Here is a 13,873-nt window from a genome sequence, read left to right on the forward strand (position 1 = left end):
TGAGGAAGTCAATGTCGGGCCGGGGTCAAGGCGACCGCGCAGCGGGCGGCCAGGTCTTCGAGGAATAACAGGGTGTTGAGAGGATGTCGGGCTGTGGCTCTGACTTTCAACAGGCTGTCGTGGCAACGATTGAGCCGGGCCGGGTCGGCGGTGGCGGCCAGCCGGGAGAGGTTTTCGTTTTCCCGGGCCAGATAGCGGGGTGCGAGCGCAGCCCGGACCCGAATCAGGTCATGGAGCCATTTTTGTACTGTATCCACCAGGTTTTCCAGATTCAATTCCGGGTTGACCTTCAGTTGACTCTCCCAGTGGGCGGCCAGGGTCAGGGGATCGAGGGGTTGCCGGGACAGCGGAGCAATAATTTCGGCAGTGGAGTCCTTGGTGCCCCGCTCACTGCGAGCCAGGGCGCGCAAGGGAGCGCCACCGGCCAGGCCCAACTCCATCTCGGGGTCCTTGATACCGGCCTGTTTGAGCCAAGCGACGGCCGCGCCCGTTTCAGGAACGCCAAAAAGTACTTTGCGGCAACGGCTGCGCAAAGTCGGTAGCAGGCTACGCCATTTTGAAGAAACCATTATAAAATATACTGATGGAGGTGGTTCCTCAAGTATTTTAAGAAGTGAATTCGCGGCTGCCCCATTCATCGCATCGGCGGGGTCCACGATCACCACACGGTTGCCGTGGCGGTGGCTGCCGACGAAAACAAAGTCTTCCAAGGCTCGAATCTGATGAATCTTGATCTGGGTGGCAACTCCACTTTTTTTGCTACTGGCCTTGGTGCTCGCCTCATCGCCTTCCGCATCATCCACCTCAAGGGTGACCTTGCGAAAGTCCGGATGATTCCCCCCCGCCTGCCACCGGCAAGCATCACATTCGCCGCAAGCCCAACTGCCTCGAGGCTGTTCGCAGAGCAAACGCGCTGCCATGGCAGCGGCAAAACGGCTTTTCCCTACGCCACCAGGGCCTGCCAGCAATAAGGCATGGGGCAGGCTTGCGGGATTGCCCAGCAATGAGTCCCATAGGGAAGAGTTCCATGGAAATATTGAATTAACAGTCACTTGAAATTCTTTCTTCAAGTGATTCACGAATTTTTTCGATGCTCAGCCGGGCATCGATCAGATAGAAGCGAGTTGCGCATTCTTCAGCACGACGGTGGTACGCAGCCCTCACCCGTTCGAAGAATTCCTGCTGCTCCCGTTCGAATCGATCCGGGGCATTGCCGGTACCCTGTAAACGCTGTCGGGCCAGGCCGGCATCCAGGTCGAACAATAGGGTCAGGTCTGGTTGCAGCTCTCCCTGCACCCATTGCTCCAATTGCCTGAGCTTTTCCCAGGCCAGCCCCCGGCCGCCGCCCTGATAGGCGAAGCTGGCGTCGGTAAAGCGATCCGAAACCACCCAATGTCCCCGTGCCAGGGCTGGTTCTATTACTTCGGCGAGATGTTCCCGGCGGGCCGCGAACATCAGCAGGGCCTCGGTTTCCAGGTGCATGGGTTCGACCAGCAACAAACCACGCAGCTTTTCTCCCAGGGATGTGCCACCGGGTTCCCGGGTTGATACTACGGGATGTCCCTTGCCCCGCAAGTAGTCCACTAGCCAGGCATGGTGGGTGCTTTTACCGGCCCCATCGATACCTTCCAGCGTAATGAATCTGCCTCTTGCGCTCATCCAGCGGCTCCCTTGCGCTTCTGGTAGCGGGCCACAGCCCGGTTGTGTTCATCTAGGGTGCGGGAAAACTCGCTGGAACCATCTCCCCTGGCGACGAAGTAGAAGTGGTCTCCGTTCGCTGGGTTCAGGGCGGCCCGCAAGGATTCCAGTCCCGGCATGGCAATCGGCGTCGGCGGCAGACCGGGCCGGGTATAGGTGTTGTAGGGGGTATCGGCCAGCAGATCCCGCTTGCGCAAGTTGCCGTCGAAGGCCTCGCCCAGGCCGTAGATCACGGTGGGATCGGTTTGCAGCGCCATGCCCACACGTAGGCGATTTATGAAGACTCCGGCGATCAGGGGACGATCGGATGCCTGCCCGGTCTCCTTCTCGACGATGGAGGCCATGATCAGTGCCTCGTAGGGGCTGCGGTAGGGGGTACCCGCCGGACGGCGCTGCCATTCCTTCTGTAGATGGCGCTGCATGGCACGATAGGCCCGGCGCAGCAGGTCAAGATCGCTGGATTGCTTGGCCACCAAGTAGGTGTCGGGAAAGAACAAGCCCTCGGGATGGGGTTCAGTGGCATCCAACCGGGTCAGGACTTCGGCTTCCGTCAGGCCCGAAGTGTCGTGCCTCAGATCCGGGTGGGCATCCAGCGCCTGCCTCCACTGCCGGAAGGTCTTGCCTTCCAGGAGGCGCACCTCGGCTTGGGTGACATCGCCCCGGGTCAACTTGTCCAGCAGCTGGAAAGGGGTGACACCCTGTTCCAGCAGATAGCTTCCGGCCTTGATTTCAGTAGCTTTTCCCATCAGGCGCCCCAGAAGGGAAAACTGCCAGGGGGGGAAACCGGCTCCCGCCTCGGCCATCACCCGTGAAGCTGCCGCCAGTCCCATGCCGGAGGAAAGGGTGAACTCCAGAGGGCTGGACTTCAGTTCCAGGGGCTGACTGGCAAACCAACCTACAGCGGAAACCCCGGCCAGACTGGTCAACACCAGCAGCAGGAATAGATGCTTGAGCAAGCGCATGAAGAAAAAACCGGGGGGAGCGACGAAACAGAGGAGGAATGTCGCCGCCTATAATAGCTCAACCCAACCCCTGATTTTTATACAAAAACCATGACTCAAGACTGGAATTTCCTGCTCCAGCGGCTCCAGAAAAGCGCCGACGATCTGGGCGATGCCAGGGCCGAAGCGATGGCGGCAGCCGAAGGCACCGTTGTCGCTCCCCTGGCCGAACTGGGCCTGCTGCGGGCCAGCGGTCCGGAGGCTGCCGACTTCCTGCATCGGCTGCTCAGTAATGATATCGAGCACTTACCCACCGATGGCCTGTGTCGGGCCGCATTCTGTACGCCCAAGGGGCGGATGCTGGCGGATTTTCTGATCTGGCGGGAAGGTGAGGACTATCTGCTGCAAACCGGCGCCGACCTGCTGCCGGGCATGCTGAAAAAACTCTCCATGTACATCCTGCGCAGCAAGGTGAAGCTGGCCGACATCAGCGCCGAACGAGCGCTGATCGGGATATCCGGCCCGGAGGCAGCGGACCTGCTGATGGCGCTGGGAGGGACGCCACCGCCTCTACCCATGGGACGCATAGACTGTCTCGGCGGCAGCCTGCTGGCCCTCGACGGGCGACGCCTTCTCCTCGCCCTGCCCTTGGCCGAAGCCCCTGCCGTCTGGCAGCAGCTGGCCAGTCGCGCCCAGCCAGTGGGCAGCGGGGCCTGGCGCTGGCTGGAGATCGCCGCCGGCATTCCCCGCATCAGCCTGTCCACGCAGGAGGAGTTCGTTCCCCAGATGGTCAATCTGGATAAGGTGTCAGGCATCAGTTTCAAGAAGGGCTGCTATCCGGGCCAGGAAATCGTCGCCCGCACCCATTACCTGGGCAAGGTCAAGCGCCGCATGTTCCGCGCCCACATCGAGGGGCAAGCCCTGCCACCCGGCACACCGGTTTTCTCCCCGGAAACCGGCGACCAGGCTTGTGGTGCTGTGGTCAGTCTGGCGCCTGCGCCAACCGGAGGCCATGAACTCCTGGCGGTGATCCAGATCAGTTGTGCCCAGGCCGGCAACATCCACCTGGGCGCGCCGGATGGTCCCCTGGCCACTTTGCTCCCCCTGCCCTACGCTCTGGACTGATCATGTGCCTGATCCTGGTGGCCTGGCATGCCCATCCGGATTTCCCTCTGGTGGTGGCGGCCAACCGGGATGAATTCCATGACCGGCCTTCCGCACCTGCGGACTACTGGCCGGGTCATCCGGACCTGCTGGCCGGCCGGGATCTACGGGGTGGTGGAACCTGGCTGGGCATCACCCGTGGAGGGCGTTTCGCGGCCCTGACCAACTTTCGCGGCAGCGAACACCTCAAGCCCGACGGGCCTTCCCGGGGTGGTCTGGTGACGGGGTTTCTCACCGACAGCCGGACACCGGACGTTTATCTGGACGCCGTCACCCCCGAGGCCTCCTGCTACAGCGGCTTCAATTTACTGGTGAGCGACGGTAAAACCCTGGGTTGGCTGGGCAATGTGGGCATGCACCGGCGCCTCTTGCCACCCGGCATCTATGGGCTCTCCAATGCCTTGCTGGATACCCCCTGGCCTAAGGTGGAGCAGTCCAAATCGGCCCTGGCTGCGGCGCTCCACGCCTTGCCCGACTGCCATCCCCTGTTCGACCTGTTGCGGGACGACCGGACCTATTCCGAAGAACAACTACCCCGCACCGGGGTGGATATCGCCTTCGAGCAATTGCTCTCGGCAGCCTTTGTCCGCAGCCCCGTCTACGGCACTCGCAACTCCACCGTGCTGATCGAGGATATTCGGGGAAAACGTCTGTTCCTGGAGCAAACCTGGTCTCCAGATGGGGAACCTACGAAATGGAGGCAGTTCGAACTGTCACCCATTCACTGAATGGTCGTTACCAAGAAACCCTGAATGCAATACGCTTGAACTGTCCTTCCAGAAGGTGCAGCCTTGGCCTCACGATAATCAAAAAGAAGGAATACCCCATGACCGTACTCAAGCGCCTTGCCAGACTTGCCTGCGCTCTGCTGGGCATTGTGGCCCCATTCGCCAGCGGCGCGGACGCTCCCGCTCCTGGCAGCCTGGCACCCGTGTTTTCCCTCCCCGATCAGGATGGCAAACTGCGCCGTCTGGAAGAATGGCGGGGCAAGTGGGTGGTGCTCTACTTCTACCCCAAGGACGATACCCCCGGCTGCACCACCGAGGCCTGTGCCTTTCGTGACGATCTGCACAAGCTCACGGCCCTGGGCGCCCAGGTGGTGGGCATCAGCGTGGACGACAGCGTGTCCCATAAGGCCTTCGCCGAGAAATACCACCTGCCCTTTCCCCTCCTGGCGGACAAGGACGGCGCCGTGGCCAGTCGCTATGGCGCTCTTTCCGATCTCTGGCTGATGAAGTTTGCCAAGCGTCACACCTTCCTGATTGATCCTCGAGGCAATGTTGCCCGACGTTATCTCTCGGTGGAGGTCTCCCGCCACTCGGCAGAAATCATCAACGACCTGAAAACCCTGACCACAGCAACACCGTAGCCCGGAGCCGGAGCCCAGGCGATAGAATCGCTTCCTTTTTCGCCAGGGCCTCCCGATGTGGTTTCGCAATCTGCAAGTCTTTCGTATTCCCCGCAATTGGGAACTTCCCCTCGCCGACTTCGATAAGCAGCTTTCCCGGCAATTGTTCCAGGCCTGCGGCAGTCAGGATGCCCAGAGCCGGGGCTGGATTTCCCCCCGGGGCAATGATCAGCTGGTCCATAGCCTGAATCGTCAGTGGTTGATCGCCCTCGGGTCCGAACAAAAATTGCTGCCCGGCGCCGTGGTCAAGCAGGAAGCCCAGCAGCGGGCGATTCATTTCGAGGAGGAACAGGGTTATAAGCCGGGACGCAAGCAGATGCAGGAAATCCGCGACCAGGTGACCATGGAACTGCTGCCCCGAGCCTTCAGTCGCTATCGCTCCACTCAAGTATGGCTGGACCCGATTGCCGGCTGGCTTTGCATGGATGCATCCAGTACCGCCCGGGCAGATGAAATTCTCGAAGTGCTGGGCAAGTCCCTGGATGATGCTCCCGTCTCCCGGCTGCGCACCCAGGTGTCGCCGGCCGCCGCCATGGCCGACTGGCTGGCCTCAGGCGAGGCTCCCAGCGGCTTTACCGTGGATAGGGATTGCGAACTGAAGGCCCACGGCAACGAACAGGCCACGGTACGCTATGTGCGTCATGCCCTGGACGGGGATGAAATCCGCAGCCACCTGGAACAGGGCAAGCAACCCACCCGCCTGGGCCTGACCTGGAATGACCGCATCTCCTTCATCCTGACGGACAAGCTGGAAATCAAGCGCCTGGCCTTTCTGGACATCCTCAAGGAGGACGCGGAAAAGCAGGCCCAGGACAATGATGAACTGTTCGATATCGAGTTTACCCTGATGACGGGGGAGCTGAATCAACTCCTGACAGACCTGACCCAGGCCCTGGGGGGAGAGGCCGAAGAGGATTAACGGATTAACGATCCAGCCGGGCGCAGCAGTCGAGGACTTCCTTTACTTCTGCCTCATGGGCATCGGCTTCGGTGGCGGGCAGGGAAATCGAAAACCGTCCCTCGACTCGCCCCAGATGCATACCCAGAAACATGAAGGCCTTGAAGGCTGCCATGGAAACCACCCGGCCCAGGCGCATGTGCAGACGATCATGCTCCACCGACGCGCAAACAGCACCGTTGGAGAGCAGGCCGATATCGGAAATTTTCATCATGGGCACCTCGATCGCGTGAGTGCCCGCTTCCCGCATAAATCAGACCATCATGGAAAGCAGCCCCTCACGCACCCAATAACGCACAGATCGGGTGGATGCTGACGGACAGCCGGCATCGATTGCCGGGTTGCGGCAATCATTTCCAGGAAGCGGCAGGGTAAGCGCCCAGAGAAGCATCGGCTGCGGATATGTTTCCCGCAACCTGCAACAGACGAATCCAGCGAAGCGGTCAGCGCTCGGCGTTGACCAGCCGGGCCTTGCTCTTGGCTTCGGCCTTGTTGGCGTCCGTGGTTTGACGGCCGAAGGCCTCGCGGGCATTGCGGCCACCCTTGGTGGCTTCGATGCTCTTGACGCAGCGCCAGCGTTTGCCGGTTTTGGTTTCGATCTGGCGCATCTCATCCTTCGGATGATGGCGCTGGCAGTGATAGCAATATGCAGTATCGGACATGGATCGGAAGGCCGTTTCTGTAAGTGTCTCGGCAATCTTGCCTGTCGTTTTGGGCAACAGAAAGGGGCGACTCCGCTGGAATCGCCCCTCTATTATTAGTTGGCTCCTCGACCTGGGCTCGAACCAGGGACCTACGGATTAACAGTCCGGCGCTCTACCAACTGAGCTATCGAGGAACAGCAGAGGCGCGCATTATAGGCAGAACTTTCCATCGTCGCAAGAACAAAGTGGGATTGGATTATCGTCAGCAGAAACCCAGGCTCCAAATGGGCATTGTGGCCCGGATCAAGCCATGGTTCCTTGCCCACTGGGCAGCGCTGCTATGATCGTCCCCCCATCAGGAAATCCGTTTCTCCCATGCCTCATCCCTGCTCCTGCGGTAGCGGCCGTCCCTACGCCGACTGCTGCGGCCCCTGTCATGCTGGAACGCCTGCCGCCACGGCCGAGGCCCTGATGCGCAGTCGCTACAGTGCCTATGTCCTGGCCCTGGAAGCCTATCTGCTGGCCACTTGGCATCCATCCACCCGGCCTGTATCCCTGAAGCTTCAAGAGACGCCGCAGGCCAAATGGCTGGGATTGCAGGTGAAGCGCCATGAGCCCACCGGCCCCGACAGCGCACGGGTGGAATTCGTCGCACGCTACAAGGTAGGAGGCCGTGCCCACCGGCTCCACGAATTGAGCCGCTTCCTGCGGGAAAACGGCCGCTGGTATTACGTGGACGGAGAGTTCCCCGTCTGATCGGTTTCGATACGGATGATCTGCCGCTTGTGAATGCGGCCGCTCAGGCGAGAAAAGAAATCGGTCATGGCTATCTGCCAGCCGTATTTTCGATACAGGTCGGCATAAGCGTTGCGGCATTCTTCCGCCTCGTCCACCAGATAGGCTCGGGCGGTCTGCCACTCACCCAGCACCCTGCCCCGCACATTGCAGGGAGCAACCCGGGCCCGGGGGCTGAGACGCAGGCGCTTGACCTTGCCCACCTCCTGGGCGGAGAAAATGTAGAACACTCCCGCCCGGCTGCCATGGGGCGCAAACCAAACGGGCGTGGCCACGGCGGTACCGTTGCGGCGGAAAGTTTCCAGATTCAGATAGCGGGCGGTATCCAGGGTTTGACTCACGGCAGGCTCCTGATAAGGTGCGAGGCCCAGATGGTAAGGCAAGGGCCTGGCCATTGCGCAACGTATCGTCCCTTATGCCGCCCATCACCCTCTCCCATCAGGCTCCGGAATCCCTGCCAATTCTCTACCGGGACGACAGCCTCGTCGCTGTCCATAAACCCTCTGGACTGCTGGTCCATCGTTCGGACCTAGCCCGTCACGAAACCCGCTTCGCCGTGCAGATCCTGCGGGACCAACTCGGTCTCCCGGTCCATCCCCTGCACCGACTGGACAGGGGTACCTCGGGGGTGCTGCTGTTCGCTACCATTCGGGGCGCAGTCCTGGACTGGAGCACCGTGCGCAAGACCTACCTGGCCGTGGTGCGGGGACATCCGGACGAGAGCGGGGAAATCGACCATGCCCTGAGCCGCCAGCCCGACGACTACGAGCGTGCGCCGGACATCCCAGCCCCACCCCAGGAGGCCCTCACCCGCTATCGGCGTCTGGCCACGACGGAACTGCCGGTAGCAGTGGATCGCTATCCGACCAGCCGCTACGCCCTGGTGCAACTGGAACCCGTGACCGGACGGCGCCATCAGTTGCGTCGCCACATGAAGCACATCGCCCACCCCATCATCGGCGACGCCACCCATGGCAAGGGCCGGCACAACCGCATGTTCGCCGAATGCTTCGACAACCACCGGCTGCTGCTGGCCTGTGTGGAATTAAGATTTCCCCATCCCGTCAGCAGTCAGCCCCTGACTATCACCGCGCCGATCGAAGGCGAATTCGCTCGGGTCATCCGCGCTCTAGGCTGGCAGGGTGCCCTGCCCTCGGCTTGGTTATCGGAGTGCGATTATTCCCACTCGATTGTTCACGAGCTTTTTATCCAGTTGTTTTTCAAAGGATAAACGATTTTCAAAAGAAAAATCACCATCAGATTTACCATCAGGATGTTGTTGCTTATCAGTTCCAGACGCTGCCAGACAGTGCCAGAAAAATAATTTTTTGACGAATTTCGACCTCGATTTTTCGACTATGCAATTTGGATGATGGTATACGCATCCGGAAAGGCTTGCTGGTACTGCATCGGCAGCGTTTTCGGGTGATTAAACCAGACACTCGTGGATGTCCTTGGTCATCAGGTACAGATGATACGGATCAAGTGGCGAGGGTACGAATCCGAAGTGCTGATAAAACTCGACAGCTTGGTCGTCCTTGGCATGCACCACCAAGGCGCGCGCCGCAATGATCGATTGCGCTTGAAGAAACCGCTTCAGCGCATCCTTGAGTAGTCCTGCTCCTATCCCACTCCCCTGCTCTTCCTGATCCACCGCCAGCCTCGCTAGTAGGGTGAGTGGAACCGGGTGTTGAGCCAGTCCTTTGGCGATTCGTGCCGGAACAGTTTCGTATTCGGCCGAGGCAGCTGCCAACGAGTAATAACCGATGACGTGCGCTTCACCACGAAGGGCGACGTAGGTCCGGGCACTCTGGTTGCGCTGGTTCTGCAGCGCATGGCGATGGAGAAAGCGATTCAGCGCTTCGTTGCCGCAGTCAAAGCCGGAAACATCATGGGCCTCGGTGAGAAGTTCAGGCCCCCGTAGCGGTAATTTCATTTAGTCTCGAAGACGCTCGGTTTCTTGAGCAGTTCCCTGAGACGCGGAATCGATTTGGCCGGTTGATCGAGGGCAGCATAGAAGGCGTTCATCTGCTCTTCGGGCAGAACAAAGCGCGTCTGTGAGGCCAGGGTCTCGTCGGCCACGGTGCGTACTGCACGCAGGACAAACTCGCTGACGTTCTGGTGCGACAGGATGGCAGCCTGGCGAATGCGTTCCTTCTCGGCTGACGCGAGACGAATTTCGATGCGTTCTTCTTTGACGGTGGCGCCCATGGTGTCACTCCTTATATTGTCCGGACAGTATACGGATTGCACTAATGATTGCAAGAGTGGGGATACAACTTGAATGGCGTCATGAATCTCCGCAATCCACATGTTTTGTTGAAATTAATCCACATGTTTTGCTTCAAATAACACCCTTGGCATTCAGTTGACTGCGGTCGTGTTGGACGTTTTCGGCGTTTTGAAGCCAGGTTATCGGCCAGTGCGGCATTGGGCCTGTGGCCAAACTTTGGCAGCAATGTGCCGGTTACCTGAAGTATTGCCAATCATACGTAAAAAGTCGGTGCCGGCGGGACGGCGGCTTGTCGCGTCTCGCCCCGACTTTCAGTGCGCGATTGGCTGGAAACCTGGGTCGTCGAAATACTTGCCGTAGTTGTCGAGCGCGCCGATAACCTTGACCGCACCGTCCATACGCTTGGCCTGCTTCACCTTGCCCGCCATTTGCTCGGCGCCGGCGAGCAAATCGGCGATGATGAGGTGCAGTTGCTCATCGGCCTGGGTGCCGAGCTTGCATTTGGCAACCATATTGCCAACTGCATCCTCCACTTTTTTTGCCAGCGCCCCGTAGCTCTTGGACGTCAGCTTGTTCTCATGAATCGCGTGCAGCGAGGAAGCCATCGACTGGCGAATGTCACCCATAGCCTTGCGCAGCGGGGCGTCCGTTTCCCATTTCTTGCCGGCGTTGAGTTGCAAGGTGGCGGACGTCGTGCCGTGGCCATGGTCGTGGGCTTCGTTCGCGGCGAAGGATGGGCCGGCAGCGGCAAGGGTCAGCATAGTCAGGACGGTGAGAAGGTAGGGTTTCATGGGTGTGATTCTCCAGAACGGATGATGGTTGATGGGAGCATTCAATTGGCAATGATTCCGACGATATCGCTTCTTCAGCTTGGCCAATTATGCTCATCGAAGCTGAACGCCGGATGAACAAACAACCCAGTGTGTACAACAACAAAATGCTGGTTCACTTCTACCGAAAACTACCGTGTTGCTTGGGGTGTTAAGCAAATCCCACGGGATGGATTCCGACACGATCTTCGTTTTCTGCAGCGAACCCCACGGCGCCATCTTCAGTCTGGCGAGTGCAATGGTGAGAGTCAAACTGCCGGCAGTATCAACGAGACTTGAAGCCCGCCCAATGAGGATTTAGCCAACACCAAATCACCACCGTACATTCGCGCCAAGTCGGCGGTTATGGCAAGCCCCAGCCCCGTACCGGGAACCTGCTCATCCGCGCGAACCCCTCGTTTGAGTACATGATCGCATTCGGTCTCGGCTATGCCCTTGCCGTCATCATCGATGCGCACCCGGAGTTTGCCGGACTCGTCCGAGACTTGAATCTCGATCCGTGATCTGGCCCACTTCGAGGCGTTATCAATCACATTTCCCAACATTTCTTGTAAATCCTGTTCCTCACCGCGGAATGCCAGATTGGCTTGATCAGGAAGCACGACAAACTCGAGTTGACGGTCTGCATGCACACGTTGCATCACCCGTACCAGACCCCGTATGACGGGCTCAACGGCAGTGCGTATGCCCGGAACTTGTACCGATGCGGCAGCCTGTGCCCGGCTCAGGTGGTAATCGACCTGCTTGCGCACGGTATCGACTTGCGATGCGACCAGACGTGCCAAATCGTCATCTCGCTTCTCGGGAGCATTGGCGGCATTGGCGAGGACGCTCAGTGGCGTTTTAAGCGCATGGGCAAGGTTGCCGGCTTGCGTTCGGGCACGCTCGACCACTTCAGCGTTTTGCGCCAGCACCGTGTTGAACTCATTCACCAACGGCATGATCTCGTTCGGGAAGGTGCCTTCCATGTTTCGGGCATCTCCGTGCCGGACACGTCCTAGGGCGTTTTGCATGCTACGTAGTGGAGCAAGCCCGACGAATACCTGCATCAAAGCGGCGAGCGTCAATCCCATTCCAAGTATGCCCAGCGCCATCCAAAGATGGCCTTTGAAGTCCTCGATAGGCTCTGTCATCAGACTTTCATTGGCCGCAACCATCAACCTCAGGGAGTGAGTGTCAATGGTGACGGTACGTTCCACCACTCTTAGAGCAACTCCTTGGGGGCCTTCAATCCGATGCTGATGAATCTCTCCGTCCGCCGGGGTATCGGCCGGGACAGTCAATGTTTCATCCCACAGTGAGCGGGAACGCAAAACAGCCTTGATGGGTTGCTCATCCGCAGCGGGGATGCGATCGATCTGCCAATACAGACCGGACAGGGGTTTGTTGAGGCGCGGGTCACTCGGAGGTAATCGTACTTGGGCCAGATTCTGTTCATCGAGAATCAGTTGGGCCGTAAGTTGATTCAGATGATTTTTCAGTTCCGCATCGAACTGGGCTTCGACATGCTGATGAAAGAGTTGGCCAAGCCCCCAGCCCGCAACCAGAATCGAAATGACGATCCAGACGAGCGTGCCCGCCAAGAGACGTATACGCAGGGAGTTGCGTAAGAAGGCAAAGTTCATTGTGCTTTGTTGAGCCGGTAGCCCAATCCGCGCACGGTTTCGATCAGGCCCGGCGGTAATTTCTTGCGCAAGCGCGCGATGAATACCTCGACCGTATTCGAATCACGATCGAAATCCTGCGCGTAAATATGTTCGGTCAGCTCCGCACGGGAGACGATTTCACCCGGATGGTGCATCAGGTAAGCGAGAACCCGGTATTCATGGCTCGTCAGCGTCAGGGCAGTTCCATCCACGCTGGCACGGCTGCTGCGGGTATCCAGGGTCAGCGGACCGCAAACCAACTCGGTACTAGCATGTCCGCCGGCACGGCGAATCAGGGCGCGAAGCCTGGCCAGCAGTTCTTCCATGTGAAAGGGCTTGGTTAGATAGTCATCCGCACCAGCATCGATGCCGGCCACTTTCTCCCGCCATGTGTCGCGTGCCGTCAGGATCAGGACCGGCAAGGTACGCCCTGCCGCACGCCATTTCTTCAGAACCGTGATGCCATCCATCTGCGGCAGGCCAATGTCGAGCACGATGGCGTCGTAAGGTTCGGTCTCCCCCATGAAGTGGCCATCGACCCCGTTATGCGCCACATCGACGACATAGCCGGCCGACTGAATGCCTTCAACAAGTTGTGTGGCCAGCGTTGGTTCGTCTTCGACAACCAGAATGCGCATCAGCGGGGCTCTCCCTGGTCGTTTGGTTTATGCGATTTGCCCGGCTTTTCCTTAGAGCCGAGGATGGTGCCGTCGCGAGCGAGAATCTTCAGCTTCATCAAGACACCTCCTTTGCGCAATAACTTGACTTCATAAACCCACTCGCCCTTTTCGCGGTCAAGTTCAACCTCCATGACCTGGCCGGGATACTCGTGATCGAGCCGATCAAGAATCGTCCGCAAAGGCAGAACATCTCCAGCCTCAACGGCTTGACGGGCACGGTCATGGTCAGCGTTATCTGCTGCGTAACTGACTTCCATGCCCAACATCGCCAGCATCATCAACATGATGACGCTTGTCAGTGTAGGACGCCATTGGGTGGTGATTCTCGACGACATATTTAACTCCACAGTTTTCCAGGCTGATCTTTTAGCGCTTTGAACATGAACGCAGGATGAACAAGCGATTCAGCATTCATTCAGACAGGGTGGCGCAAAGTGCGCTCCACAGTCCGATAACCGCCAGGAGAAACGCATGAAGAACATGTTGGTCGTCACCTCAGGAATTGTTGCCATGATACTCAGCACCGCCACCATTGCCGGTCCTCGCGAAGACCTGCTGGCCCAGTATGCGGCAGCCGCCAAGGCAAGCGGTTTTTCGGCGGCACGCGGCCAGGCCTTGCATACGCAGACCTTTTCCGGCGGAAAACCTGATACGCCGTCTTGTACCACCTGTCACGGCAAGGACACCCGGGGTGCGGGTCGGGCGCTGACCGGCAAGACCATCGAACCGGTTGCTGTGTCGGTGGCGCCAACGCGTTATACCGATCCGGCCAAAGTTGAAAAATGGTTCAAGCGCAATTGCACCGAAGTATTAGGGCGCGAATGTACCCCGCAGGAAAAAGGTGACTGGCTCACCTTCGTGATCGGTCAGTAATCC

Annotated in this window: 19 protein-coding genes and 1 tRNA gene; 7 read left to right on the forward strand and 13 right to left on the reverse strand. The window is 59.1% G+C overall.

Annotated elements, in window-relative coordinates; translation table 11 throughout:
- Nucleotides 1-8: 8 nt before the first annotated feature.
- The 3 genes from holB to mltG are packed head-to-tail and all read right to left on the reverse strand — an operon-like array spanning nucleotide 9 to nucleotide 2,660.
- The gene (holB, locus tag DENOEST_RS08240) at nucleotides 9-1,079 is read right to left on the reverse strand and encodes a DNA polymerase III subunit delta' (protein ID WP_145768930.1); all 1,071 of its coding nucleotides are present in this window, start codon (nucleotides 1,077-1,079) and stop codon (nucleotides 9-11) included.
- Nucleotides 1,042-1,659 (reverse strand): dTMP kinase, encoded by a 618-nt coding sequence (gene tmk / locus DENOEST_RS08245; RefSeq protein WP_145768931.1) that lies wholly within the window; start codon nucleotides 1,657-1,659, stop codon nucleotides 1,042-1,044. The genes holB and tmk overlap by 38 nt, the downstream gene beginning before the upstream one ends.
- On the reverse strand, nucleotides 1,656-2,660 hold the full coding sequence (gene mltG, locus DENOEST_RS08250) for an endolytic transglycosylase MltG (RefSeq protein ID WP_145768932.1): 1,005 nt from the start codon (nucleotides 2,658-2,660) through the stop codon (nucleotides 1,656-1,658). Before mltG ends, tmk begins: the two co-directional genes overlap by 4 nt.
- Before the next feature lie 90 nt (nucleotides 2,661-2,750).
- Between mltG and ygfZ the strand changes: the two genes are divergently transcribed.
- The 4 genes from ygfZ to DENOEST_RS08270 all read left to right on the forward strand — a co-directional run bounded on the left by ygfZ (nucleotide 2,751) and on the right by DENOEST_RS08270 (nucleotide 6,130).
- Nucleotides 2,751-3,764 (forward strand): CAF17-like 4Fe-4S cluster assembly/insertion protein YgfZ, encoded by a 1,014-nt coding sequence (gene ygfZ, locus DENOEST_RS08255; protein WP_232096474.1) that lies wholly within the window; start codon nucleotides 2,751-2,753, stop codon nucleotides 3,762-3,764.
- A 2-nt stretch (nucleotides 3,765-3,766) separates the two neighbouring features.
- Nucleotides 3,767-4,531: an NRDE family protein gene (locus DENOEST_RS08260; RefSeq protein WP_145768933.1), complete on the forward strand. Its 765-nt coding sequence runs from the start codon at nucleotides 3,767-3,769 to the stop codon at nucleotides 4,529-4,531.
- 98 nt (nucleotides 4,532-4,629) lie between these two features.
- Nucleotides 4,630-5,172 carry a peroxiredoxin gene (locus tag DENOEST_RS08265; RefSeq protein ID WP_145768934.1) on the forward strand — a complete coding sequence of 181 codons (543 nt, stop codon included), beginning with the start codon at nucleotides 4,630-4,632 and terminating at the stop codon, nucleotides 5,170-5,172.
- Nucleotides 5,173-5,227: 55 nt separating this feature from the next.
- Nucleotides 5,228-6,130: a recombination-associated protein RdgC gene (locus DENOEST_RS08270; protein ID WP_145768935.1), complete on the forward strand. Its 903-nt coding sequence runs from the start codon at nucleotides 5,228-5,230 to the stop codon at nucleotides 6,128-6,130.
- A gap of 4 nt (nucleotides 6,131-6,134) precedes the next feature.
- Here the strand turns inward: DENOEST_RS08270 and DENOEST_RS08275 are convergent, their stop codons facing one another.
- The 3 genes from DENOEST_RS08275 to DENOEST_RS08285 form a co-directional block, all read right to left on the reverse strand.
- The gene (locus DENOEST_RS08275; RefSeq protein ID WP_145768936.1) at nucleotides 6,135-6,383 is read right to left on the reverse strand and encodes a hypothetical protein; all 249 of its coding nucleotides are present in this window, start codon (nucleotides 6,381-6,383) and stop codon (nucleotides 6,135-6,137) included.
- A 229-nt stretch (nucleotides 6,384-6,612) separates the two neighbouring features.
- On the reverse strand, nucleotides 6,613-6,831 hold the full coding sequence (locus DENOEST_RS08280) for a hypothetical protein (protein ID WP_145768937.1): 219 nt from the start codon (nucleotides 6,829-6,831) through the stop codon (nucleotides 6,613-6,615).
- Nucleotides 6,832-6,931: 100 nt separating this feature from the next.
- Nucleotides 6,932-7,007 (reverse strand) — tRNA-Asn (locus tag DENOEST_RS08285).
- 181 nt (nucleotides 7,008-7,188) lie between these two features.
- Between DENOEST_RS08285 and DENOEST_RS08290 the strand changes: the two genes are divergently transcribed.
- Complete coding sequence (locus tag DENOEST_RS08290; RefSeq protein ID WP_145768938.1) at nucleotides 7,189-7,569, forward strand: YchJ family protein; 381 nt, start codon at nucleotides 7,189-7,191, stop codon at nucleotides 7,567-7,569.
- On the opposite strand, the gene DENOEST_RS08295 is transcribed toward DENOEST_RS08290, so the two are convergent.
- Complete coding sequence (locus tag DENOEST_RS08295) at nucleotides 7,542-7,949, reverse strand: PPOX class F420-dependent oxidoreductase (RefSeq protein WP_197970558.1); 408 nt, start codon at nucleotides 7,947-7,949, stop codon at nucleotides 7,542-7,544. The genes DENOEST_RS08290 and DENOEST_RS08295 overlap by 28 nt on opposite strands.
- Before the next feature lie 74 nt (nucleotides 7,950-8,023).
- Between DENOEST_RS08295 and DENOEST_RS08300 the strand changes: the two genes are divergently transcribed.
- A complete protein-coding gene (locus tag DENOEST_RS08300) occupies nucleotides 8,024-8,839 on the forward strand; it encodes a pseudouridine synthase (protein WP_145768940.1) in 816 nt (271 codons plus the stop codon).
- Between the two features lie 198 nt (nucleotides 8,840-9,037).
- On the opposite strand, the gene DENOEST_RS08305 is transcribed toward DENOEST_RS08300, so the two are convergent.
- From DENOEST_RS08305 to DENOEST_RS08330, 6 genes are all read right to left on the reverse strand, one after another.
- Nucleotides 9,038-9,544 carry a GNAT family N-acetyltransferase gene (locus tag DENOEST_RS08305; protein ID WP_145768941.1) on the reverse strand — a complete coding sequence of 169 codons (507 nt, stop codon included), beginning with the start codon at nucleotides 9,542-9,544 and terminating at the stop codon, nucleotides 9,038-9,040.
- Entirely contained in the window at nucleotides 9,541-9,819 is a 279-nt protein-coding gene (locus DENOEST_RS08310) for a type II toxin-antitoxin system TacA family antitoxin (RefSeq protein ID WP_170228048.1), read from the reverse strand. Before DENOEST_RS08310 ends, DENOEST_RS08305 begins: the two co-directional genes overlap by 4 nt.
- A gap of 333 nt (nucleotides 9,820-10,152) precedes the next feature.
- Nucleotides 10,153-10,632, reverse strand: a complete 480-nt coding sequence (locus DENOEST_RS08315) for a hypothetical protein (RefSeq protein WP_145768943.1) — start codon at nucleotides 10,630-10,632, stop codon at nucleotides 10,153-10,155.
- Between the two features lie 287 nt (nucleotides 10,633-10,919).
- Nucleotides 10,920-12,296 carry a sensor histidine kinase gene (locus tag DENOEST_RS08320; RefSeq protein WP_145768944.1) on the reverse strand — a complete coding sequence of 459 codons (1,377 nt, stop codon included), beginning with the start codon at nucleotides 12,294-12,296 and terminating at the stop codon, nucleotides 10,920-10,922.
- On the reverse strand, nucleotides 12,293-12,955 hold the full coding sequence (locus DENOEST_RS08325) for a response regulator transcription factor (protein WP_027458806.1): 663 nt from the start codon (nucleotides 12,953-12,955) through the stop codon (nucleotides 12,293-12,295). Before DENOEST_RS08325 ends, DENOEST_RS08320 begins: the two co-directional genes overlap by 4 nt.
- Nucleotides 12,955-13,281, reverse strand: coding sequence for a PepSY domain-containing protein (locus tag DENOEST_RS08330; RefSeq protein WP_145768945.1), 327 nt, complete (start codon nucleotides 13,279-13,281; stop codon nucleotides 12,955-12,957). The genes DENOEST_RS08325 and DENOEST_RS08330 overlap by 1 nt, the downstream gene beginning before the upstream one ends.
- A gap of 187 nt (nucleotides 13,282-13,468) precedes the next feature.
- Here DENOEST_RS08330 and DENOEST_RS08335 point away from each other — a divergent pair, with 187 nt between their 5' ends.
- Nucleotides 13,469-13,870 carry a DUF1924 domain-containing protein gene (locus DENOEST_RS08335; protein ID WP_145768946.1) on the forward strand — a complete coding sequence of 134 codons (402 nt, stop codon included), beginning with the start codon at nucleotides 13,469-13,471 and terminating at the stop codon, nucleotides 13,868-13,870.
- The last annotated feature ends 3 nt before the right edge of the window (nucleotides 13,871-13,873 follow it).

Source organism: Denitratisoma oestradiolicum, assembly GCF_902813185.1.
GTDB lineage: Bacteria > Pseudomonadota > Gammaproteobacteria > Burkholderiales > Rhodocyclaceae > Denitratisoma > Denitratisoma oestradiolicum.